Here is a 22,426-nt window from a genome sequence, read left to right as displayed (position 1 = left end):
CTGTAGCCGTATGAGCCATGCAACGTTCGCGTGTTAGTCTCCGATAACGACATGGAGGCTTTCATGCAACGAGTGATCACCTATCGTGGCTTCGAGATTCACGTCGAGTTGACTCCGGCTGCGGAGGACACGTTCAACGTGACTGTCCAGATCAAAGGCGGTACCAACCTCGAAGTGCTCGGCGCGCGGGGGGGCCGGATCGCGCTGCGCAACGGCCCTTTTACTGAACGATGGGCCTACCTGGTTGGGGAAGTCGCCGGTCAAGCCGCAATCGACCTGCTGCTTGGCCCGACTGGCTGATTCCATTCCTGTTTCGCCGCCTCGACACACTCACTCGTCCCGCCGAGTACGGTCACTAGCTGCGTTCGACGTCACACGCACGACGGTCGTCGCCGTTGAGAGCATTGGCGTCAGGCCCAATCTCTCACCGGGAGACGGCGTTCATTTCATTTCGACAGACGATAGGGCCGCTCAGGCCAGGTAGCGGCGATTGTTTTTGAATGCGAGCGTGACGCCCGGCGTCGTGGGATCATCTGTTGTGGCTGTCTCGGGCCGCACGCCTTTGAGTTGCCAGCCCCCACCTCCGGGATCAGACGAACAGGATAAATATATGAAGCTTCGCGTCGGATACGAACTGTCGTACGAGTGCTCACAACCGACGCCGATGATGCTGATGCTGAACACGCACTTTTCGCATGCAAAGGATATTGTCGAGGCAGATCTGCTCGTTACCGATCCGCCGGTGGCGACGAGGCAGTACCGCGACTTGTTCGGCAACCTGTGCACGCGGATAATCGCGCCCGCCGGGCGTGTTGGCTTGAGCACGACCGCGCTTCTGAATGTGCCAAATGCGATGGAAACGCGTCCGAAAGACGGTCGGGGCCATCCAGTCGAGCAGTTGCCCGACGATACGCTCGTTTTCCTATTGGGTAGCCGCTATTGTGAAACCGATTTGATGGTCGACGTCGCGTGGAAGGTTTTTGGACAGTGCGCGCCGGGCCGCGAGACTGTTCTCGCAATCTGCGACTTCGTGCACCGGCATATCGCATTTGATTACCGGCATGCGCGGCCGACCAAAACCGCAGCGGACGTTTACCGCGAACGAAGAGGCGTCTGCCGGGACTTCGCCCATCTGGGCATCACGCTATGCCGCGCCATGAATATTCCGGCTCGCTACTGCACCGGTTATATCAGCGATGTCGGTTTGCCCCCCGTCGCAGCGCCGATGGATTTCGCGGCGTGGTTTGAGGCCTACGTAGGGGGTAGCTGGCAAACCTTCGATCCGCGTAACAACGCACCGCGCATCGGGCGCGTTTTGATGGCATACGGTCGCGACGCCGCCGATGTTGCGATAAGCAATGCGTTTGGGGCCGCCGTGCTAACGCACTTCAAGGTGCATTGCGATCAGGAATAACCGCGCGCAATTGGCCATTGCTGAGCCGACGGGGAATTTTTGAATCCCCTCCCGGTAACGTAAGCATTTGGACCGCGCTGGCCTAATTGATTGCGCGCCTGAGCGTCACCGCGTCGTTCACCCGTTCCACGCGTCAGTCGTTCGGTGGACTATGGGCGACCGGATGTGCGGCGGAGTATGTCCAGCAAAGTTACTCGGCGAATGAGCGCTGTGCTCCTGGACGGAGACGGCGAGGCCCCCTCGAAACGCTTGACGGACTGACTCAGGGCTTGAAGTGGTTTAACCGGCTGGCCAGCGCCCGCAACTTCATCGCGCACATCGGCGCGTTCTATCTGGCCCTCGACAACACCGAGCCCGCTTGGGACCTGCTGCTCGTCAAAGGGAATATCAAACAGTTCGATGACCCGCGTACCTACGTGCGGTTCTCCAGCGTCATGGAGATCATGGACGGCTTAGATGAAGTCGTGTGTTTCTCCATGACAGAAGCAATTGTCTGCCGTTGGCGACGCATCGCTTAGGATTGGAGGGCGACGGAAAAATTCTGCCCTTGCCACGTCTGACTCGAGGTCCAGAAGAAGGTGAATGCAAGCGATGAACCGGCCTGGGCTGCTTGCGTGACCAGATCGACGTAGTAGATGCCGAGCGCCGTTGCGGTGGCTTCGCTGTCCTCCGACGTGGCCCAGTCGTCGATCGTCCAGCGCAGGCGGAAAGGCGCAGCCAAAGGGATCCGAATTGTCGTGGCGGCCGGAATCGACGGCAGCGGGCGGTTGAAGTTCCAGATTTCGATATTGCTGCGAGCGCGCGGCGCTTGGCCGGGCTGAGACTGATAACGATCGGCGACGACCTTCAGGTGGTTAAAGACCCGACCGTCCGAAGTGGAGCGAACGAGCTTGATGTATTCGGCGTGGGCCCAGGCGAGCGGCATGGCAGAGCCAGTCGGCCCGCCAGTGACGAAGGGCGGGTTTGCCAGATCGGGCAGATCCCACACTTGCTCCGGAAGCAGACCGCGCGTTCCAGCGAACGCCTCGAGAGCGCGGATGTAGGGGGTGGGGTCGCCACCGGCGGCCAATTCGTAATGACCGCGTTCGCCAGTGAGCAGCGGCCAGGGTCGACCAACGCCGAAGGTAGCGCCGTCGTACCAGTCCTCGCCGAGATTGCCTTGACCATAACCGTCGTGGTTGTATCGGTAAAAGGCAGGCCCCTGCGGCAGAATTTTTCTGATTACTGCATCGACTACCTTGACCGAGTTGACGATGATCGGATCGTTCGCGGCGCGAATGCCATAGCGCACCAGTTCGAGAAAACCCGCGTCCACGATGGTGTTTGCGTTGTAGTCTTTGTTCCAGACGCTTACTTGGGCGGTATCTGGATTTTCTGGAGAATTAAAGACGCCATTGACGTGCGTCGGCAAGATTCGAATGTAGTGCTGCGTCACGCCCGGAACCGGTGAGCCTTCCGCAGCGGCGCACCATGTCTCTAGATGCGATTCCAGAAAATCTGCGTATTCGAGCAGGAACTGGGCAGTGCTGGCGTCCGCCCATTTAGTAGCCGCACAGACTAGCGCCGCGATGTTCGATGCCAGTGTCGAAGGGGAGTATCCTTCGAGTTCTTCCCATCGTTCCTGCTGAGTCATGGGGCCGTTCTTGATCAATGCGCCTGCTGCGGCCAGCACCATGCCGGTGGGATCGAACTGACGCAGCAGACCGGCTTCGCTCAAGTGATAGGCCAGAATGATTGGAAAGGAATATTCGTCGAGCTGCGAGGCATTGTCCCGCCAAGGCTCGCCGTCAATGAAAAACTTTTGCGGAAAGCTACCATCCGCCAATTGCGACGCAGCGAGAAACATCAGCCCGCGTAGGGGCGCATCCTGCGCGCCCGCGGCCAGCAGCGCGAGTGCGCTTTGGCACATGTCACGCGGCCAGACCATGTGGTAGCCGGCAGCGAGGTCCCGCACCGTCTGTCCCCACGGGATGCTCAGTGAAGCCACCAGTGCGCCGTCGGCCGTCTTGTCTTCATGCGCGAGCAACACGTTGCGGCTCATGTTGAAAAGCGCATTGCCATCGCCCGTAATGTTCGCCTTGGGCTGGAACGGGTCGCGAACAGCGTCGTTCCACCCCTGGATGAACGCTTGCTTGTGGCTGTATGGGTCGGCGGGTCCGTCGAAGGGGTAGGCCAGCGCCTCGGATACGGCGGTCAGCGCCTTGTTGGGCGTGCTCTGCGTAATCGGCGTCGGTTCGTCGACGCAAAACGCCAGTGCCAGAACGAATTGATTCTGCCCTGCGCGGTTGATCTCCGCCGTCACGGCGACGTATCCGTCCTTTGCTGCGTCGTAGTTCCAGACCGGCAAGCGCTTGTTTGCGATGATGTCGGTCCAGCCATCGTTCACTCCCACGAAGCCGCAACTCGTCGTGCCGAAGCCGCAGTCGGCGCCCAGCGCGAGCCAGTAATGGTCACGCGTCGCGACCAGGCGATCGCCATTTGCGGTGCTGACGCGATGCGCGGTGTTGCCAGCGCCGTATCCCGCCATGTGAGGCGTCAACAAGGCATAGACGTGCAGTTTGTTAAGGAAATCCTGGTCCCCCTGCAGGGTCGTGCGAACCAGCACGCAGGCCGAACCCTTCTCGGCGATCACGTCCTGCACGACGGTGTAGGGTTGCCCTTTCGCCTGGGATGTGAGCCGGCAGGATAAGGCGGGCGGCTCCGGCCATTCGCATCGATGGTCGAAGTCCTTCTGCGCGTCGTGATAGAAGGTCGACCCGTCGGTAATGATCAGCTGGAAGTCTCGTACCTGAGGGGTATCGACGTCCGGGAAGTAGATTTCCGTGAGGATGCCGCCTGCTGTCGTGTACCAGACCTGGCTCGACAGCGAGTACGCCGTTCCGACGGCGTCTTTGTCCGCGCGGCTCCAGTTCAGCGGATTGCCAGGTGCGCCCGGAGCCGGACTCGATTCAAGCAGATTTGCCATCGCATCTCACTCCATATCTTTGCTTCGATCGATCAGAAATCCACGTGATGAGCAGAAGAGCGGGCATGCTACGCATTGTTGCTATCGAGGATAGCGCTTTTGACGTGCATAGAGAGGCACACGTGGGGCCGCTCAATCAGCGACAGTTCGGAGGGACGCTTGCCGGCGCGCCTTCCATCACAAGCATGTAGAAGTCGTTTCCAAGTGCGGCGTGTGATCGTGATTACGTTGGCTACGGATCCGCCGCGTCGTTCAGCGGCCTGGGGGGGAGTCGGGGCATCGGCCACGAGGGGGAGGCGAAGCTGTAAACTTCGCCTGATAAGCCTCTACGGCGGACGACAGCAGCGTGGAATAAGGAGGGAACTGGCGAAGTCGCGTACTTCGGGGTTCGGCCAAGAGGCGTCATTCGCCCCGACCGGTAACCGGACACATAGCAGTGGCATGCGCCCGCTAAGCGACCATTCAACCGCCGGACACGCACCTTGCTTTCTCGGCCTGCCGGCACCGTGGTTGGCGCGACTTAGGTCAACGGCGTCATGGGTTAGGTCGTCCCGCAACAACTTCGCGGATGTATCGCATCTGCGTCGGGAGAGGGTAGCGACGTCCCTGACTGACCGAAGACGTTTCAAGGCTGCCGACTTTGTGTCGTGCTACGAGCGTCGCTGGCAGATCGAGACCCGCTACCACGAGTTGAAGCAGTCGATGCTGGGCATGGAGCTGACCCTTCGCAGTCAGACCGTGGAAGGCGTCTACCAGGAATTCTGGGGCGCGCTGATCGCCTATAACCTGATACGTCTGGAGATGGCCAAAGCCGCACTTGCGCCCGGACATGCACCCGATGAACTGAGCTTCATCCGCGCGTTCCACACCATTCAGTACGAGATGACATGGGCGGCCGTGACGCGCTCGTACGGCAAACTGCCTGCGCTGCTCAAGCGCCTGCATGAGCGGCTCAGGCAACTTCCCAATGAGAAACGGTCCGGGCGCAGTTGCGCTCGAACCGTCAAATCCCGACCGTTTCGTTATACCGTTCGAGTCCTTAAAAGAGACCTTAACTGAACGGCATTACGCCGTGCAGCGAGTTTTTTCGCGCCTTGCGGGACGCGGGATGGGCCGCGGCAGAGTCATGGGGGCCATCCGTCGGCCGCGGCTTACATAAAGTTGATAAAGCAACTAGCCATTGGATCTCTCTCGCCACAATCGTCGTCGTTGCGCGACAGAAGTAAGGAAGTCTTTCGAAGCAATGCGGCGTGCACAAGTGAAACCTGATCATTCAATGTTGAAACCGGCAGGTTGATCCGTTTTTGGAAAACGTCGATAAATCAATGGCATTTCAATCGAAGGACAGCTTGGTCCGTTCCTTGCTCCTATGGCGAGGATTCGCGCGCGGGTAAGTTGGCGAGCGTTCGAGGGCGCGCCGACCGGATCCTTCCTCATGGACAGGTCGGGCGTGCATGCCATCAATTTCAGAGGGTAAGGATCAGAATGAACCACGGAGCAAACGGGAGACAACCGCTACACGCCGAGCATGATGTGAAAGAGCGGATGCAAGTCGGCCGCTCGCACGACGAGAGTCGCAAGGTTGCCTCTCACCCCGTCTCGAACTGGGCGTGGGCGACGGCACACGGTCACTACGACTGGATGGATTCGCACGTGCCGTTTGCCAGTCTTGACTGAGCCGGGGCGTAATTACGGCTTGTCCTGGCTGGATCGGTCCCTGCGTCGGGACCAACGTAGATCTCACAACATTTGAACTGCCCGGTCGCCCCGCTCTGTTCCGGGCGACGGAATCTGCGTGCCTATGGAGGTTTCCGGCGAACGCGGTCCTGTCCAGGGGCTAGCCTTCGATGAGTACCTTCAGGCGCTTTTCCTTCAGCCGCCTCTGACGGCTGGCGCAACTGCTGTCCGTTTGCGACGCCTGGTTCGCCAGGCGTCGCGACCCCATACGAGTCCCTGCCTATCATGAACTACCTTCCGATCAAATCCCTGTTGATCGCCAACCGCTCCGAGATCGCGATCCGTGTGATGCGGGCGGCCGCTGAGATGGACATCCGTACGGTGGCCATCTATTCGAAGGAAGACCGACTCGCCCTTCATCGTTTCAAGGCTGATGAGAGCTACCTGGTGGGTGAGGGCAAAAAGCCGCTCGCGGCCTACCTCGATATTGACGACATCCTGCGGATAGCGAGGCAAGCGAAGGTCGACGCCATTCATCCGGGTTACGGTTTCCTCTCGGAGAATCCCGATTTTGCGCTGGCTGTGATCGACGCCGGCATACGCTGGTGCGGCCCCTCCCCGGAAGTCATGCGCGTGCTCGGCAACAAGGTGGCGGCGCGTAACGCGGCGATCGCTGCCGGCGTGCCGGTGATGCCCGCGACGGACCCTTTGCCACGCGATCTCGACGAATGCAAACGTCTTGCGGCGGGAGTGGGCTACCCGCTGATGCTCAAGGCAAGCTGGGGCGGTGGCGGGCGAGGCATGCGGGTGCTGGAAAGCGAGCAGGATCTCGAGACAGCGCTTGCCGCGGCCCGAAGGGAAGCGCTCGCTGCATTCGGCAACGACGAAGTGTATGTGGAAAAGCTGGTGCGCAACGCACGCCATGTCGAGGTGCAGGTGCTCGGAGACACGCACGGTAACCTCGTGCATCTCTACGAACGCGACTGTACGGTGCAGCGGCGCAACCAGAAAGTCGTGGAGCGGGCACCCGCGCCGTATCTCGATCAGGCAGGTCGCGCCGGGCTGTGCGAATCGGCGCTAAGCCTGATGCGGGCGGTCGGCTACACGCATGCCGGCACGGTGGAGTTCCTGATGGATGCGGACTCGGGCAAGTTCTACTTCATCGAAGTCAACCCGCGCATCCAGGTGGAGCACACGGTCACCGAGATGATCACCGGAGTCGACATCGTCAAGGCGCAGATTCGCGTTTCCGAAGGCGGCAGGATCGGCCTCGCCGAAGACACGCTGGATCACGATGGTGCTATCAGCAAACGTTCCGCCGGAGTACCGGTTCAGGCGGAGATTCCGCTGAACGGGCATGCGCTTCAATGCCGGATCACAACCGAGGACCCCGACAATGGCTTTCTGCCCGACTATGGGCGGCTGACCGCTTACCGCAGCGCGGCAGGCTTCGGCGTGCGGCTGGACGCCGGCACTGCGTATGGTGGCGCGGTGATCACGCCGTACTACGATTCGCTGTTGGTCAAGGTCACCACGTGGGCGCCGACGGCCGCCGAATCGATCCGGCGGATGGACCGCGCGCTGCGCGAATTCCGCATTCGCGGTGTCGCGTCGAATCTGCAGTTCCTCGAGAACGTCATCAATCATCCGGCCTTTGGACGAGGCGATGTCACCACGCGCTTCCTCGACCTGACGCCCGAACTGCTCGCCTTCACGAAACGTCGTGACCGTGCGACCAAGTTGCTGCGTTACCTCGGGGAGGTGAGCGTCAACGGGCATCCGGAAATGAGCGGCCGTGCACTGCCTGCGTTGCCGCTGTCGAGGCCGGTGATCCCCGCAGTGGACACGCCAGGCCCAATGCCCGCGGGCACGCGAGACCGCCTGCGCGAACTTGGAGCCGAAAGGTTCGCGCGCTGGATGCTGGACCAGAAGCAGGTACTGCTGACCGACACGACGATGCGCGATGCGCACCAGTCGCTGTTCGCCACGCGCATGCGTACCGGCGACATGCTGCCGATCGCGCCGTTCTATGCCCGCGAGCTTGCGCAGCTCTTCTCGATGGAGTGCTGGGGCGGCGCGACGTTTGACGTCGCGCTGCGCTTCCTCAAGGAAGACCCGTGGGAACGCCTCGCGCAGTTGCGTGAACGGGTGCCCAACATCCTGTTCCAGATGCTGCTGCGTGGTTCGAACGCAGTAGGCTATACGAACTACGCGGACAATGTCGTGAGCTTCTTTGTCCGCCAGGCGGCGAGTGCCGGCGTCGACCTGTTCCGGGTCTTCGATTCGTTGAACTGGGTGCGCAACATGCGTGTGGCCATCGATGCGGTGGGTGAGAGCGGGGCACTGTGTGAAGGAGCGATCTGCTACACGGGCGATCTGTTCGACTCGTCCCGCTCGAAGTATGACCTGAAGTATTACGTCGGCATCGCACGGGAACTCCAGCGCGCCGGCGTGCACATTCTCGGCATCAAGGACATGGCGGGCATCTGCCGTCCACAGGCTGCCGCCACGCTCGTGAAGGCGCTCAAGGAAGAGACCGGTTTGCCTGTTCACTTCCATACGCACGACACCAGCGGTATTTCGGCCGCTTCGGCACTCGCCGCGATCAATGCCGGCTGCGATGCAGTCGACGGCGCGCTCGATGCGATGAGCGGCCTCACTTCGCAACCGAACCTCTCGAGCATTGCCGCTGCGCTGGCAGGCAGCGAGCGCGATCCCGGGCTCAGTCTCGATCGGTTGCACGAAGCGTCGATGTACTGGGAAGGTGTGCGTCGCTACTACGCGCCGTTCGAATCGGAGATCAGGGCCGGCACGGCGGACGTTTACCGTCACGAGATGCCGGGGGGCCAGTACACGAACCTGCGTGAACAGGCTCGCTCGCTCGGGATCGAACATCGCTGGACGGAGGTGTCGCGCGCCTACGCGGACGTCAACCGGATCTTCGGCGATATCGTCAAGGTGACGCCGACCTCGAAGGTGGTCGGCGACATGGCACTGATGATGGTGGCCAACGATCTGAGCGCGACTGACGTGTGCGATCCGGCGAAGGATATCGCTTTCCCCGAATCGGTCGTGTCGCTGTTCAAAGGGGAGCTCGGCTTCCCGCCCGACGGCTTTCCGGCGGAGTTGTCGAGTAAGGTCTTGCGGGGCAATCCGCCCGCGCCATATCGGCCCGGCGATCAGCTTCAGCCAGTCGATCTGGACGTGGCGCGCGCGCAAGGCGAGGCTGCCTGCGAACACCCGCTCGATGACAGACAGCTCGCTTCGTACCTGATGTATCCGAAGCAGACGGCCGACTACCACGCACACCTGCGCGCGTACGGCGACACCTCCGTGTTGCCCACGCCGGCGTTCCTGTACGGCCTGCAGCCGCAGGAAGAAGTCGCGGTGGATATCGACCCGGGCAAGACACTGCTCGTGTCGCTGCAGGGACAGCACGCCGATGTCGACGAGAGCATGGTCAAGGTCCAGTTCGAATTGAACGGGCAGTCACGCACGGCCGTCATCGAGCAGCGCAGTACCGTGCTGGCGGGGCCGGCGCGTACGAGCCGGCCGGTTGCCGATCCAGCCAATCCACGGCATATCGCAGCGCCCATGCCGGGTTCGATTGTGACCGTCTCGGTTCAACCCGGGCAGCGCGTCTCAGCCGGTAGCACGCTGGTCGCCCTGGAGGCGATGAAGATGGAGACGCACATCGCGGCCGAACGTGACTGCGAAATCGTTGCGGTGCACGTACTGCCGGGTGAGCGCGTAGCTGCGAAGGATCTGCTCATCGAGGTAAAAGCGGCGAGCGATTGAAGTAGCGAACATCTCATCTGAGGTGGGGTAGGCCTGCTCGGGCATAGAACAAGTCTATGCAGAAAGCCCAGGCGAGTCGCCCCGCTTTATTGGATGTCGACGCGAGCGTTGCCCGGGGGCTCGACGCTCTTCATCCCGTGCTCATATGCGAGGCGCGCGTCCTTGTCGCCATGGAAGCGTTCATCGAACTTGACCTGAGAGTCCTCGTTTCCCATGCCGGCCGACTGGCCGAGGTAATAGGCCGCCTGGATCGCGACATCGCGATCGGGATAGGCCACGTAGTGGTAGCCCGCAGCACTGGTTGTCAGTACGCCGGCAATTAGCAGGATCAAACCCATTATTGACTCTTCGTTGTGATCGATCTTTCCCACATTCGATTGATCACGCTTGGCGGCAGCAGATTTCGGCGACGAGGTCCGTGTTTTCCGAGGTGATGGCCACGGTGACGGCGATGCGTCCAATCGCCGGAGTCGACGTTTGACCAAGGGCGTCTGAAAAGCGTGGAGCCGGAAATATTTGGCCCAAGGCGGCAGGAAGCCGGCGTAACCCGGATCGCGGCCAGATCGAAAGGCCCGGCCCCAGGATAGAGAAATGGAATTTTTAGGGGAAATAGCTGATGGCGCAACTAGGTACAACCCGAGGTTTCCCGGTCCGCGCACAGCGGCCGTGCGTCGATGCGACGTGGAACTATCGGCTTATCATATAGAAGATATCACAACTACAAAGTTGTGATATCTACCACTTGCGCTTACCATACAGGGTTGACCGGACCGCGTTGAACGTTTGTCCGGACACGCCAACGAATGGAGGCTCGGATGGAGCAAGGCGCCCGCCAGCAAGACGAAAAGCTCGATGTCAAAACCACGACCTGTTACATGTGTGCGTGCCGCTGTGGCATCCGCGTCCACATGCGCGACGGGGAGGTGCGCTACATCGACGGCAACCCGGAACACCCGTTGAACCAGGGCGTCATCTGCGCCAAGGGTTCGTCGGGGATCATGAAGCAGTATTCACCGGCGCGCCTGACGCAACCGCTGATGCGAAAGCCCGGCGCGGAGCGGGGCACCGCGCAGTTCGAGCCCGTCTCGTGGGAGGTGGCGCTCGATATGATCGAGAGGCGCCTTGCGCATCTGCGCGCGACCGACCCGAAGAAGTTCGCCCTTTTTACCGGACGCGACCAGATGCAGGCGCTCACGGGCCTGTTCGCGAAGCAATTCGGCACGCCCAACTACGCGGCCCACGGCGGCTTCTGCTCGGCGAACATGGCTGCGGGCATGATCTACACGATCGGCGGTTCGTTCTGGGAGTTCGGCGGCCCGGACCTCGATCACGCGAAACTGTTCATCATGATCGGAACGGCCGAGGACCACCACTCGAATCCGCTCAAGATCGCCCTCTCGAAGTTCAAGCGCGCAGGCGGCCGCTTCATCGCGATCAATCCGATCCGCACGGGCTATGCGGCAATTGCCGACGAGTGGGTGCCGATTCGTCCCGGTACGGATGGGGCGCTGTTCATGGCGCTGATCCACGAAATGATAAGGACCGACTCGTTCGACCATGAATTCGTCAAGCGATACACCAACGCCGGCGAGTTGCTCGATATGCGGGCCGACAGTGATTCTTTTGGGCTGTTCGTCAAGGATCCGTCGGCGCCCGAAGTCAACCCGCTGTATCCGCAGAACCATATGTGGTGGGATGTTCATACCCAGCAGGCGGTCGTCCACCATGCCCCCGGTGCAGAGCCGGCGCTTGACGGGCACTATGCGTTGCCCGACGGCAGTCCGGTCTCACCGTCCTTCTCGATGCTGCGCAAGCGTGTCGCGTACACGACGCCTGAGTGGGCGGAGGGCATTACCGGTATCCCGGCAGAGACGATCCGGCGCATTGCGCGCGAAATGGCGCAGACCGCGCGCGACCACAAGATCACGCTGCCCATTCCGTGGACCGATTCGTGGGGCGTGAAGCACGAAACCGTGACGGGCAATCCGGTCGCGTTCCATGCAATGCGTGGGCTCGCCGCGCACTCGAACGGCTTCCAGTCGATCCGCGCGCTGGCCGTGCTGATGTCGTTGCTCGGCACCATCGACCGGCCCGGTGGCTTTCGCCACAAGTCACCGTATCCGCGCGCGGTACCGCCGTCGGCGAAACCGCCCAACAGCCCGAACGACGTCAAGCCGAATACCCCGCTTCCTGCCGGGCCGCTCGGCTGGCCCGCTGCACCCGGCGACCTTTTCATCGACGAGGCGGGCGAGCCGGTTCGCATCGACAAGGCCTTCTCGTGGGAATACCCGCTCGCCGTGCATGGCCTGATGCACAACGTCATCACGAACGCATGGCGCGGCGACCCGTACCCGATCGACACGCTGCTGATCTTCATGGCCAACATGGCCTGGAACTCGTCGATGAACACCAGCGAGGTCCGCAAGATGCTGGTCGACCGCAGGCCTGACGGGCAGTACAAGATCCCGTTCCTGGTCGTGTGTGACGCGTTCCAGTCGGAGATGACGGCCTTCGCCGATCTGATCCTGCCGGACACGACCTACCTCGAGCGGCACGACGCGATGTCCATGCTTGACCGGCCGATTTCGGAGTTCGACGGTCCGGTGGATTCCGTGCGTGTGCCCGTGCTTGCGCCAACCGGAGAGTGCCGGCCGTTCCAGGAGGTGCTCGTCGAACTGGCGAGCCGGCTGAAGCTGCCTGCGTTCACAACAGCCGACGGCAACCGCAAGTTCAAGGACTATCCGGACTTCATCGTCAACTTCCAGACCGCGCCGGATTCGGGTGTCGGCTTCCTGATCGGCTGGCGCGGCAAGGATGGCGACAAGGCGCTCGTGGGTGAGCCCAATCCCAGGCAGTGGGAGGAGTACGCGAAGAACAACTGCGTCTTCCACTACACGCTGCCCGAAGAAATGCAGTACATGCGCAACGTCAACGGGCCGTACATGAAGTTCGCGGTCGAAAAGGGGTTCCGCAAGTTCGGCGAGCCGATCATCATTCAGCTCTATTCGGATGTGATGCAGAAATTCCGCCTTGCCGCGCAAGGCAGGACGGCGGGGCGGCAGCCGCCCGAACACCTGCGCGCTCGTGTCGAAAACTATTTCGATCCGCTGCCGTTCTGGTACGCACCGCTCGAGCTTGGCGCCACCGACCTTGAGCGTTATCCGCTCGCCGCGGTGACGCAACGCCCCATGGCGATGTACCACTCGTGGGACTCGCAGAACGCGTGGCTACGACAGATCCATGGCGAAAACTATCTCTACATGAATCCGCGCATGGCGCAGGAAAACGGTATCGAGGACGGCGGCTGGATTTACGTCGAATCCCAATGGGGCAAGGTCCGGTGCATGGCGCGCTACAGCGAGGCTGTCGAGCCGGGGACGGTGTGGACATGGAATGCGATTGGCAAGGCGGCGGGCGCGTGGAATCTCGGGCCCGATGCCAATGAGTCGCAACGGGGTTTTCTGCTGAACCACCTGATCACCGAAGAACTGCCTGACGGGGACAGCGAGCGGCGCTTCTCGAACTCCGACCCGATCACGGGACAGGCCGCGTGGTACGACGTGCGCGTGCGCGTCTATCCCGCCGAGGCGGACGCCGACCACACGCTGCCGCAGTTCAAGCCGATGCAGCCGCTGCCGGGTTCCACTGGACCGGTGGCGAAGGTTCAGGCGTATTTCGCGGGCAGCGGCAAGTTCGCGGAGCGTCTGCGCAATTCGGTGAAGCGAAAGTAAGGAGGACCCTGATATGACGCAAATGGCGCTGGTGATTGACCTGAACGTCTGTGTGGGATGCCACGCATGCGTGACGAGCTGCAAGGAGTGGAACACCTCCGGGCAGGCGGGGAGCCTCTCGGATGTGCGTCCGTACGACGCCGATCCGTCCGGCACCTTCTTCAACCGGGTGCAGACCTACGAAGCGGGCGAGTTTCCGAATGCCGACACGATCCACTTCCCGAAGTCGTGCCTTCACTGTGAAGACCCGCCGTGCGTACCGGTGTGCCCGACCGGGGCGAGCTTCAAGCACAAGGAAGACGGGCTCGTGCTGGTCGACTATGACAAGTGCATCGGCTGCAAGTACTGCTCGTGGGCCTGCCCGTACGGCGCGCGCGAGCTCGACGAGGAGCGCAAGGAGATGACGAAGTGCACGCTGTGCGCGGACCGCATCTACAACGAGGCATTGCCCGAGCGCGATCGCAAGCCGGCATGCGTGCTGGCTTGCCCGACCTCCGCGCGCATCTTCGGTGATATTCACGATCCCGAGTCTGACGCCTCGAAGGCGATCGAGGCGCGCGGCGGCTACCAGCTGATGCCGGAGTGGGGGACGAAGCCGTCCAACCACTACCTGCCCCGTCAGAAGACCGCAAGCAGTTGCGGCAGCGGCTCGTGCGGATGCAAGAGCGAGGAGTCCGCGAGCTCACCTGCTGACGCGATCGAATACGGTGAGCCCATCAACCTCGTTGACTTTGCGATTCAGCGCGGCACACCCGCGATGGCGCGCGAGAAGGCGCTCGGGAAACAGATGGACTCGGGCAAGCTGAACCTGGCTGCGCTTGCTACGCGAGTGAAGTCGGTGTTTGCGCGCGTGCGGCCCGCAGCGACGCAGGAGTTTTGAATGAGACCAGCATTTTCCGTAGTTTTTCTGACCACGCTTTCCGGTGCCGGGCAGGGGCTGCTCATCGCGCTGTTCGGCGTCGAGCTGTTCATGCGGATGCATCCGGAATCGTCGGCGCTGTTCCATGTGCCGCAGCAGTTCTACGTCTGCGGCACCGGCCTTGCGCTCGTGCTCGGCGTTCTGGGGCTGGTCGCTGCGTTCTTCCATCTGGGTCATCCGGAACGTGCGTGGCGTGCAGTCGCCATGTGGCGCACGTCGTGGCTTTCGCGCGAGTGCCTGGCGCTGCCCGTGTTTCTCGCGGCCACGTTCCTGTACGGTCTGGCGCACTGGCTGGACACGCCCTGGTCGATCACGATCGGTGCGATTGCAGTTCTTGCGAGCGTAGCCCTTTTCGTGTGCACCGCCATGATCTATCAGTGCCTGCGCTTCCTTCAGGAATGGGCGACGCCGCTCACGCTGGTCAATTTCGTACTGCTCGGCTGTGCATCGGGCCTTACGATTGCCACCGCCTGTGCTGCACGGCTGGCACCTGACATCGTGCCGGCTTTGGCGGTCGCGGCTTGTGTCCTGACGGTGGCGGGTTGCGTGAGCCGTGTCGCCTCACTGGCGCGCAATGAGCGCTTGCATCCACGTTCGACGCTGCAAAGCGCGACGGGCATCAAGGCCGAGAAGCTCACACAGATTTCGCGCGGCTTTACGGCAAGCGCCTTTAATCTGCGCGAGTTCTTTCACGGCCAGACCGATGCAACGATGTGCTGGGTAAAGTGGGGCTTCCTCGCGAGTGCATTTCTAATGCCCCTCGGGCTGCTCGCGCAAGCGTTGCATCCGATGTCCGCGAAGCTGCTCCTTGATGCGTGCGTGATTCAGTACGTTGGCCTTCTTGCCGAGCGCTGGTTCTTCTTTGCTCAGGCTCGTCATCCGCAAAACCTGTACTACCAGCGCGCGGCGTGATCGCTATATCGGCGGCGGCCTCGGTGGCCTCCGCTTGAGAGAACGCGTTTCTCACGCGGTACACCGCGACGCCGACTCCTGCCAGTTCACCTATTTTCTCGCGGCACTCGCCCGGCTGGTTGCCGGGCAAGTCCTTGCCGCCGCTAACAGGAGTCTTCCCATAGGCAGAACATTTAGCTTACATCTACACAGCGCGAGCCTCCGCTTGTCGCGCTGCGGGCCGTCCGGTCGCGATCTTTGCCGGCGCCGGCGCTGTGGTTGCTCCCCCGGCACGGGATCGCAACAACAGCGCGTTGGTCTCGGCGCGCAATAGCGTGAAGACGCAAAGCGTCTCGACCAGTCTGTCGCTTTGCGAATTCAACCTCTCAGCCGCTGAGGTGTTTTCTTGCACCAGCGCAGCATTCTCCTGCGTCACGTCGTCGAGTTGCTCGACCGCCTGACTCACCTGCCCGATGGCTGCCGACTGCTCGAACGACGCGGTCGCGATCTGACCGACCAGATCCGTCATCGCCTCCACCTGCGACACGATATCTTCAATCGTCTCGCCTGCCGAATCGACCAGCCGCGCGCCTTCGTCGATCTGACCCACGCTATCGGCGATCAGCGCCTTGATCTCCGTGGCCGCCTGCGCACTGCGTTGCGCGAGCACCCTGACCTCGCCCGCGACCACCGCAAAACTGCGTCCTGCCTCGCCCGCACGGGCCGCTTCGACTGCCGCATTCAGGGCGAGAATATTGGTCTGGAAGGCGATGCCGTCGATGACGGACACGATGTCGCCAATCCTTCTGCTCGCTTCCGTGATTTCCTTCATGGTAGATATCACGTCGCCCACCACCTTCCCACCCGCCTGCGCGGTGTCCCGGGTCCGTGCCGCCAGTTCGCTAGCCTGCCGCGCGGTTTCCGCGTTGTTTCTGACGGTGGCGTTGACCTCTTCCATCGAGGCCGCAGTCTGCTCGAGGCTGGCCGCCTGCGTCTCAGTGCGCGACGAGAGATCGAGCGTGCCCGATGCAATCCCTGCCGTCGCCTGCTGCATCGCGTGCACGCCGTCGCGTACGTCCATGATGGTGGCCCGCATGTTGATGCTCACCCGGTTCAGTGTCCGCACAACATCGCCAATCTCATCGCTACGCGGGCTGCCGAACTCGGCGCTCAGATCACCCGCGGAGATCTCTGTTGCAAACTGGACCACTTCTCGCAAAGGCGCAACGATGGCGTGCAACAGATAGGCACCCACCGCGACGGTGGCCGCCAGTAGCCCCCACAAGGCCGCCCAGAATGACAGGGAAGTCACCTCGCCATTCAGCGCGAGCAGCGCTGCGGTTTCGATCAATCCCAAAGCAGTGACCGCGCCCCAGACGTGCCGTCTGAGACCGAGCGCGCGAATGTTGCTAATCGCTCTTCCCAGAAGGCTCAGGCGCGCGAGGCGCCCCTGCTTCCACCCGAATTTCTGCCGACCGGACCTTACTACGCGATACTGCGCCTCGGTCTTGCTGATCTCCTCAGCGGAGGCCTTCTCAAGCACCAGCAAGAAGCCGATATGCTGGCCGTGCGAGAGCAGCGGCGACGCATTCATACGGCTCCAGTAATCCACTCCATTCCTGCAGGAAACGTTGACGACGCCCGTCCAGGGCTTACCACTACGCAGTGCGGAAGCGAAGTCCACCACGACTTGCAATGGTACGTCTTTGAGCCGCTCTGCTGGCGGCATTGTCTGGAGTTCCTGGTTCGTGTACCCAGTCACGCGTTGATAGGCCGAATTGGCGTAGACGACACGAGACTGTACATCGATACAGATCACCATCAATTCTGAACCGAGAGTTTCACTAGCCCTCATTGGATTGCCGGGTCCGCCAACCATGCTGCTCCTCCTTGTTTTGTTGTTAAGTAATTCAACTAAATGGTTGACTCTGCGCAATGCGAGTCCTGGGCATGATATTACCGCGCTTTGGTCTCGCGAAATTCAGTGGGGGAGCAGCCGAACTTCATCCTGAACCAACGCGTAAAGGCGCTCGGCTCGGAAAAGCCAAGCAGGCCCGATATTTCCGACAGCGGACGTTCTCGACGCTCCAGGTATCTCAGCACGAGTTCCCCCCGTACGGCATCGAGGATCGACAGGTAGCTCACGCCTTCCTTTACCAGATGGCGGTGCATGGTTCGACGGCTCATGCCGAGCTGGCGCGCGATAGTGTCGTTCGAACTGCGCCCGGACGGCAGGAAGAGAAACACCAGCTTGCGGACCTCATCCGACAGTGGTACATCAGACTCCGTATCCACACTGCCGAGATATCGCCGGACATATCGGCCCATCACCGGGTCGGCGGACGGAAGAGGCAGGTCGAGGTCACGGACGTCACATACGATGCCCGAAAACGGCTGGCCAAACTTGACTCCGCTCCCCAGGACGCGAGCATGAATAGCACGACTGCGGGGTGCTTCGTGAGTAAAGCAGATCGTCTTCGGTTGCCAGTCGTCACCGAGGAAGAAGCGCAGCAGGCGCACCATGACGGCGACGGCCAGTTCGGTCACCTGCCGTACCGGCACGACCGCGCCGCTCAGCAGTTCCTCACGGATGATTGCGACGTCACCTTCTTCCTCGATCGCGATGAACAGTGCTTCGTTATGAAGATGGCGAAAGCGCGCGGCAGCGTTAAGCGCGTGGCGCAGTGTGGGCTCGTCGCGCACGTAGAGCGCAAGCGGGCCCAGATTGGATGCGCGCCGCGTCTGAGCCATGGTCAGCCCGAACGCTTCAATGCCGCTTCGCAGCGCGGAGAGTTCGAGCAGCAACGCGACCCGGTCGGCCGGAATCTTGAGGTCGGACTCGGTAAGGCTGGCAGCAGGCAGCCCCACTTCTGCCATCAGGCGATATGGGTCGAGTCCTGCCGCGCGCGCGGTTTCAGCGTACTGCGTCAGGCTGGCGCTGCGAACGAGTTTCGGCATCGGGGTCTTCCCGGGGTGGCCCAAAAGGATAAGCAAGTGACCCACAATGTCAAGCGACGCAGAGGGCTGCTCCATAGACTGGAGGTCATAGCGTGACACGGAAGCGGTGCAGGCAGGGGCTTCGTGCGACACGTGTTGATCCCGTACAGGAGAGTATGTCGATGACATTCAACGAAGCAACAGCCACACCGGTTTGTGATGCCCTGCGCGCGACCGGCAACTGGAATCCGAACTGGGAACCTTTTGCGGAACTCGATGCCGCATGGACAGAGAAATTCATGGCCATGGCGATGGCTCCGATCACCTCGGGCGTGCTTGATGCGAAGACAGTCGAGTTTCTCGCTATCGCCGTTGATGCGTCGTGCACTCACATGTATGGACCCGGGGTGCGACGTCATATCCGCAGGGCACTGGAACTTGGCGCGACCCGGGAGGAGATCACGGCTGTCTTGCAGTACGTGTCCGTCCTTGGTATCCATTCGATGAGTCTTGCTGCTCCCATCCTGATTGAGGAGGCCGCTGCGCACGAGCAAAGCCTAGTCGGCAAGGTGGGTGCGTGCAACAAGTGAATGCCTGCTCATAGCGATCCAGTGTGTCGGAACAGGCCTGCAATCCTCGTGGTTGCAGGCCGTTTTCTGTGCACCCACTGAAGCGCAACTGCACGAAGGCGACCGAATCTGGGGACCACTCGGTTGAGACTTGCTCAACGGAATGGTCTTGGGGGAAGAGGCTGCCCGGGCAAGCGGACGAGTGGCAGTGGGGGCGCTAATTGGTGTGTTGCCGGAGATAACGGCTGGTTGTAATTTCAACTTCTGGCTTTGCGAAAACCGGCGAGTGTGGTTACCCGTAGCTGTAGACACCGTGGCCGGTCTTTCGACCGAGGCGACGACCGCAACCAGTTCGCGCAACAGCGGGCAGGCATGGTACTTCGGATCGCCGAAGTTTTTCAGGAACACGTCCAGCACCGACAGAACGACATCGAGGCCAACGAGGTCGGCCAGCGCGAGCGGGCCGATCGGGTGATTGGCCCCAAGCTTCATGCCGGCGTCGATTTCGTCGGGGGTGGCGACGCCTTCGGGCCAGCACGAAGAAGGCTTCATTGATCATCGGCACGAGAATCCGGTTGACCACGAACCCAGGTGAGTTCTTGACTCCGATGGGCGTTTTGTCAAACCGTACGGTCAACTCGCGGATTGCCTCGGCGACCGCTTGGCTCGTGCGCACGCCACGGATAATCTCGACGAGCGGCATCATCGGCACCGGATTGAAGAAGTGCATGCCGATAAACCGCGACGGATCAGCGAGTGTCGCGCCCAGCGCCGTGATCGCGATCGACGAGGTATTCGACGCGATGATGGCGTCGGGTCGAGCCACGGCTTCGATCTGCTTGAGTATGCGGACCTTTAAATCGTTGTTTTCGGTGGCGGCTTCGATCACAAGGTCGACGTCGACGAGCCGCTGATAGTCGGTCGATGTCTCGATCCGGGCGAGGGAGGCCGCGCGTGCGTCCGCGTCCAGCTTCCCCTTCGAGACCAACCGTTCGAGGCTGCTGATCAGGGTCGCCACGCCCTTGGACAGGGCCGCTTCGGTCACGTCGATCATGACCACGTTCAGGCCGACCACGGCAGCGGTTTGGGCGATGCCATTGCCCTTCGCGCCCGCGCCGACGATGCCTACACGTCCGATTTTCATCTGCAGGAATTCACTTACTGGATGTTTTTGAAGATGGCCGCGATGCCCTGACCGCCTCCAATACACATCGTGACGAGCGCGTAACGGCCTGCCGTGCGCTTCAGTTCATACAGCGCCTTGACGGTGATCAGTGCGCCCGTCGCGCCGATTGGGTGTCCGAGCGAGATTCCTGATCCATTAGGGTTGACCTTGGCAGGGTCGAGCTGCAACTCCTGCGTGACGGCGCAAGCCTGCGCAGCAAATGCCTCGTTCGCTTCGATGACGTCAATGTCGCCGATCTGCAAGCCCGCACGGTCGAGCGCGATCCGGGTTGCCGGCACGGGGCCAATGCCCATGTAGCGCGGATCGACACCTGCGTGTGCGTAAGACACCAGTCGTGCCATCGGCTTGATGCCACGCCGCTCGGCGACTTGCCGGTCCATCATCAGGACGGCGGCCGCGGCGTCGTTGATACCCGATGCGTTACCGGCCGTGACGGTGCCGTTTTCCTTCTTGAAGACAGTGTGCATGGCAGCGAGTTCGGCCGGGTCGATTTCTGTGCGCACGTGCTCATCGGTATCGAACACGACTTCCTTGCCCTTGACCTTGCGCTTGATCGCGAGGATCTGTTCCTTGAACCGGCCCTCAGCGATCGCGTGCGCCGCGCGACGGTGCGATTCCAGGGCCAGTGCGTCCTGCTGCTCGCGCGTGATGCAGAACTTCTGCGCCACGTTTTCAGCGGTGACGCCCATGTGGACCGTTTCGAACGGGTCGTTTAGTGCGCCAAGCACCATGTCGATCAGTCGACTGTCACCCATGCGGGAGCCGAATCGCGCGTCCGTGGAGATATAGGGCGCGCGGCTCATGTTCTCGGCGCCGCCACCGATGGCTACTTCGGCGTCGCCGAGAAGGATCGTTTGTGCTGCGGAGATAATCGCCTGCAGGCCGGAACCGCACAGGCGATTCACGGTGAGGGCAGGGGTTGATTCGGCGATCCCACCGTTAATGGCAGCGACCCGCGAGAGATAGAGATCCTTGGGTTCGGTCGGGATGACATTGCCGAAAACGACGTGTCCAACCTGGTCACCGGCAACCCCCGCACGCGCGAGGACTTCGCGCACAACGAGCGCTCCGAGTTCGGTCGTCGGAATGTCTTTCAGGCTACCGCCAAATTTACCGATGGCGGTACGCACACCGCTGACAACTACTACTTCTCTTTCCATTACAAAACTCCCTGAATGTTGGTGTCCAAGAGACCTGCGTGGTTGGTCCGCTCTGGCGAGGATATCGTGGGAATATCGAATCCGAGTGATATAGCAACGATATGCGCCTTGAGCACGGCGGCGCGGCATCCCAAAGAAGATGGGGTGACGGCGATGCTGGGGAATAGCGGAAATCAACGGCTGCTCGGCTGATTATGCTACAGCTTGGGGACTCGGTGTCCCGTTGTAAGACAGAAAGGAGAAAGTGCGGTGTCTCGCCCAGATTCCATGGGGACTCCTAGCTTGAAGGAGATAAATCAACGAATAAGGTTGTGATAGCAATCTGAAAGGATGGATCGGACACACAGGTTCTCCAGATTTCGGAAAATTGCCGTTAAAGTTGAAGCGGTAAGTATGAGTTCGTATGACCGACGCAGCTCTGCAAGGTAAATGCGATGCGCAATCCCTCGCGTGGCTATGTCAACTCCCGCACGTCGACTGCTGTACTGACCGCGGTATTCTGCGTTTCGCTATTTCACTTATCTGGACCGGCATAGGTTTGATGCTGCATGGGGTGCTCAAGTTTGTTGCCACTTCACCCGATGATGATGTCGGGGTGCTGCTATGTCGTTACGTAGCATTCGCAGGGTCGCTCGGCCGGGGGCGGCGCTGGAGATAGTTTCGCTAAAGGAGTGAACAAGATGGCGGTTGAAGATTTGACAGACGACGAGTGGGCGCTAATCGAGCAGCTGTTCTATGAGGAACCGACGCAGAGCGCACCACGTGGTCGACGACGCATCGAAGCTCGCGCGGTAGTCAACGCCGTGTTATGGCTGCTGTCGACGGGCAAGAGCTGCAACGCGTTGCCGGGCCGCTACCCCTCGTCGCCGACTTGCCGTCGCCGTTTCGACCAATGGCGGGCCGATGGCACGCTCGCTGAAGTGATCAAGCTGCTTGGCGAAAGCGGCCGCGACATCTCGCTCGACCGCGCCGGTGCAATGACGATCAAGCGGCCGGCTCAGCCTCAGCGGCCTGGCCAGAACCATACGCGCGGCGCATTCTGGGCCAATCCGGCGCCCTGACGAGCGCCGGTCAAGACGCCCTGACGCGGCAATCCTTCCGCTAGACCGGTCCGCCTCGCAACTCGAAGGAGGCCAGGTGCGCCAAGCTTTTGAGCTGATTATCTCCCGTATCGTTTCC

At 61.3% G+C, this 22,426-nt stretch carries 15 protein-coding genes and 1 pseudogene; 10 read left to right on the top strand and 6 right to left on the bottom strand.

Annotated features, from left to right (window positions below):
• Window positions 1-63: 63 nt before the first annotated feature.
• From OKW39_RS26575 to OKW39_RS26565, 3 genes are all read left to right on the top strand, one after another.
• Entirely contained in the window at window positions 64-300 is a 237-nt protein-coding gene (locus tag OKW39_RS26575; RefSeq protein WP_184058717.1) for a hypothetical protein, read from the top strand.
• Window positions 301-610: 310 nt separating this feature from the next.
• On the top strand, window positions 611-1,414 hold the full coding sequence (locus tag OKW39_RS26570; protein ID WP_090811454.1) for a transglutaminase-like domain-containing protein: 804 nt from the start codon (window positions 611-613) through the stop codon (window positions 1,412-1,414).
• 269 nt (window positions 1,415-1,683) lie between these two features.
• Window positions 1,684-1,932, top strand: coding sequence for a hypothetical protein (locus OKW39_RS26565; protein ID WP_429332383.1), 249 nt, complete (start codon window positions 1,684-1,686; stop codon window positions 1,930-1,932).
• Here the strand turns inward: OKW39_RS26565 and OKW39_RS26560 are convergent.
• Window positions 1,929-4,379 (bottom strand): glycoside hydrolase family 15 protein, encoded by a 2,451-nt coding sequence (locus OKW39_RS26560; protein ID WP_429564038.1) that lies wholly within the window; start codon window positions 4,377-4,379, stop codon window positions 1,929-1,931. The two genes, OKW39_RS26565 and OKW39_RS26560, sit on opposite strands and share 4 nt — an antisense overlap.
• A gap of 441 nt (window positions 4,380-4,820) precedes the next feature.
• Here OKW39_RS26560 and OKW39_RS26555 point away from each other — a divergent pair, with 441 nt between their 5' ends.
• Together OKW39_RS26555 and OKW39_RS26550 are read left to right on the top strand one after the other, a co-directional pair.
• Window positions 4,821-5,438 carry a transposase gene (locus OKW39_RS26555; protein ID WP_429332381.1) on the top strand — a complete coding sequence of 206 codons (618 nt, stop codon included), beginning with the start codon at window positions 4,821-4,823 and terminating at the stop codon, window positions 5,436-5,438.
• A gap of 903 nt (window positions 5,439-6,341) precedes the next feature.
• Complete coding sequence (locus OKW39_RS26550) at window positions 6,342-9,854, top strand: pyruvate carboxylase (RefSeq protein ID WP_429564037.1); 3,513 nt, start codon at window positions 6,342-6,344, stop codon at window positions 9,852-9,854.
• An 86-nt stretch (window positions 9,855-9,940) separates the two neighbouring features.
• Here the strand turns inward: OKW39_RS26550 and OKW39_RS26545 are convergent, their stop codons facing one another.
• A complete protein-coding gene (locus OKW39_RS26545; RefSeq protein ID WP_090811444.1) occupies window positions 9,941-10,192 on the bottom strand; it encodes a hypothetical protein in 252 nt (83 codons plus the stop codon).
• A 477-nt stretch (window positions 10,193-10,669) separates the two neighbouring features.
• Between OKW39_RS26545 and OKW39_RS26540 the strand changes: the two genes are divergently transcribed.
• The 3 genes from OKW39_RS26540 to OKW39_RS26530 are packed head-to-tail and all read left to right on the top strand — an operon-like array spanning window position 10,670 to window position 15,416.
• The gene (locus tag OKW39_RS26540; protein ID WP_090811442.1) at window positions 10,670-13,585 is read left to right on the top strand and encodes a molybdopterin oxidoreductase family protein; all 2,916 of its coding nucleotides are present in this window, start codon (window positions 10,670-10,672) and stop codon (window positions 13,583-13,585) included.
• A gap of 13 nt (window positions 13,586-13,598) precedes the next feature.
• Entirely contained in the window at window positions 13,599-14,465 is an 867-nt protein-coding gene (locus tag OKW39_RS26535; protein ID WP_429564036.1) for a 4Fe-4S dicluster domain-containing protein, read from the top strand.
• Complete coding sequence (locus OKW39_RS26530; protein ID WP_429289946.1) at window positions 14,466-15,416, top strand: dimethyl sulfoxide reductase anchor subunit family protein; 951 nt, start codon at window positions 14,466-14,468, stop codon at window positions 15,414-15,416. It begins immediately after the preceding gene.
• A 184-nt stretch (window positions 15,417-15,600) separates the two neighbouring features.
• Here the strand turns inward: OKW39_RS26530 and OKW39_RS26525 are convergent, their stop codons facing one another.
• The gene (locus OKW39_RS26525; protein ID WP_244145161.1) at window positions 15,601-17,274 is read right to left on the bottom strand and encodes a methyl-accepting chemotaxis protein; all 1,674 of its coding nucleotides are present in this window, start codon (window positions 17,272-17,274) and stop codon (window positions 15,601-15,603) included.
• 77 nt (window positions 17,275-17,351) lie between these two features.
• Window positions 17,352-18,353, bottom strand: coding sequence for an AraC family transcriptional regulator (locus tag OKW39_RS26520; protein ID WP_090811435.1), 1,002 nt, complete (start codon window positions 18,351-18,353; stop codon window positions 17,352-17,354).
• Between the two features lie 161 nt (window positions 18,354-18,514).
• On the opposite strand from OKW39_RS26520, the gene OKW39_RS26515 reads away from it, so the two are divergent.
• Entirely contained in the window at window positions 18,515-18,922 is a 408-nt protein-coding gene (locus OKW39_RS26515; protein ID WP_429332378.1) for a carboxymuconolactone decarboxylase family protein, read from the top strand.
• Between the two features lie 271 nt (window positions 18,923-19,193).
• Here the strand turns inward: OKW39_RS26515 and OKW39_RS26510 are convergent.
• Window positions 19,194-20,045 (bottom strand): annotated as a pseudogene (locus OKW39_RS26510) (3-hydroxybutyryl-CoA dehydrogenase).
• A 14-nt stretch (window positions 20,046-20,059) separates the two neighbouring features.
• Window positions 20,060-21,247 carry a beta-ketothiolase BktB gene (gene bktB, locus OKW39_RS26505; RefSeq protein WP_090811433.1) on the bottom strand — a complete coding sequence of 396 codons (1,188 nt, stop codon included), beginning with the start codon at window positions 21,245-21,247 and terminating at the stop codon, window positions 20,060-20,062.
• A gap of 680 nt (window positions 21,248-21,927) precedes the next feature.
• On the opposite strand from bktB, the gene OKW39_RS26500 reads away from it, so the two are divergent.
• Window positions 21,928-22,308 (top strand): transposase, encoded by a 381-nt coding sequence (locus OKW39_RS26500; RefSeq protein ID WP_429564035.1) that lies wholly within the window; start codon window positions 21,928-21,930, stop codon window positions 22,306-22,308.
• Window positions 22,309-22,426 lie beyond the last annotated feature (118 nt).

The organism is Paraburkholderia sp. MM6662-R1 (assembly GCF_050436245.1).
GTDB lineage: Bacteria > Pseudomonadota > Gammaproteobacteria > Burkholderiales > Burkholderiaceae > Paraburkholderia > Paraburkholderia tuberum.
Note: the sequence above shows the minus strand (reverse complement) of the source record. Positions and strands in the feature narration are given on the sequence as shown.

Excerpts from the sequence above, each read along its gene's own strand:
- OKW39_RS26550 (WP_429564037.1), top strand. The coding sequence starts at position 6,342 with ATGAACTACCTTCCGATCAAATCCCTGTTGATCGCCAACCGCTCCGAG.
- OKW39_RS26570 (WP_090811454.1), top strand. The coding sequence starts at position 611 with ATGAAGCTTCGCGTCGGATACGAACTGTCGTACGAGTGCTCACAACCG.
- OKW39_RS26545 (WP_090811444.1), bottom strand. The coding sequence starts at position 10,192 with ATGGGTTTGATCCTGCTAATTGCCGGCGTACTGACAACCAGTGCTGCG.
- bktB (WP_090811433.1), bottom strand. The coding sequence starts at position 21,247 with ATGGAAAGAGAAGTAGTAGTTGTCAGCGGTGTGCGTACCGCCATCGGT.
- OKW39_RS26540 (WP_090811442.1), top strand. The coding sequence starts at position 10,670 with ATGGAGCAAGGCGCCCGCCAGCAAGACGAAAAGCTCGATGTCAAAACC.
- OKW39_RS26535 (WP_429564036.1), top strand. The coding sequence starts at position 13,599 with ATGACGCAAATGGCGCTGGTGATTGACCTGAACGTCTGTGTGGGATGC.
- OKW39_RS26530 (WP_429289946.1), top strand. The coding sequence starts at position 14,466 with ATGAGACCAGCATTTTCCGTAGTTTTTCTGACCACGCTTTCCGGTGCC.
- OKW39_RS26555 (WP_429332381.1), top strand. The coding sequence starts at position 4,821 with ATGCGCCCGCTAAGCGACCATTCAACCGCCGGACACGCACCTTGCTTT.
- OKW39_RS26525 (WP_244145161.1), bottom strand. The coding sequence starts at position 17,274 with ATGGTTGGCGGACCCGGCAATCCAATGAGGGCTAGTGAAACTCTCGGT.
- OKW39_RS26520 (WP_090811435.1), bottom strand. The coding sequence starts at position 18,353 with ATGCCGAAACTCGTTCGCAGCGCCAGCCTGACGCAGTACGCTGAAACC.
- OKW39_RS26515 (WP_429332378.1), top strand. The coding sequence starts at position 18,515 with ATGACATTCAACGAAGCAACAGCCACACCGGTTTGTGATGCCCTGCGC.
- OKW39_RS26560 (WP_429564038.1), bottom strand. The coding sequence starts at position 4,379 with ATGGCAAATCTGCTTGAATCGAGTCCGGCTCCGGGCGCACCTGGCAAT.
- OKW39_RS26500 (WP_429564035.1), top strand. The coding sequence starts at position 21,928 with ATGGCGGTTGAAGATTTGACAGACGACGAGTGGGCGCTAATCGAGCAG.
- OKW39_RS26575 (WP_184058717.1), top strand. The coding sequence starts at position 64 with ATGCAACGAGTGATCACCTATCGTGGCTTCGAGATTCACGTCGAGTTG.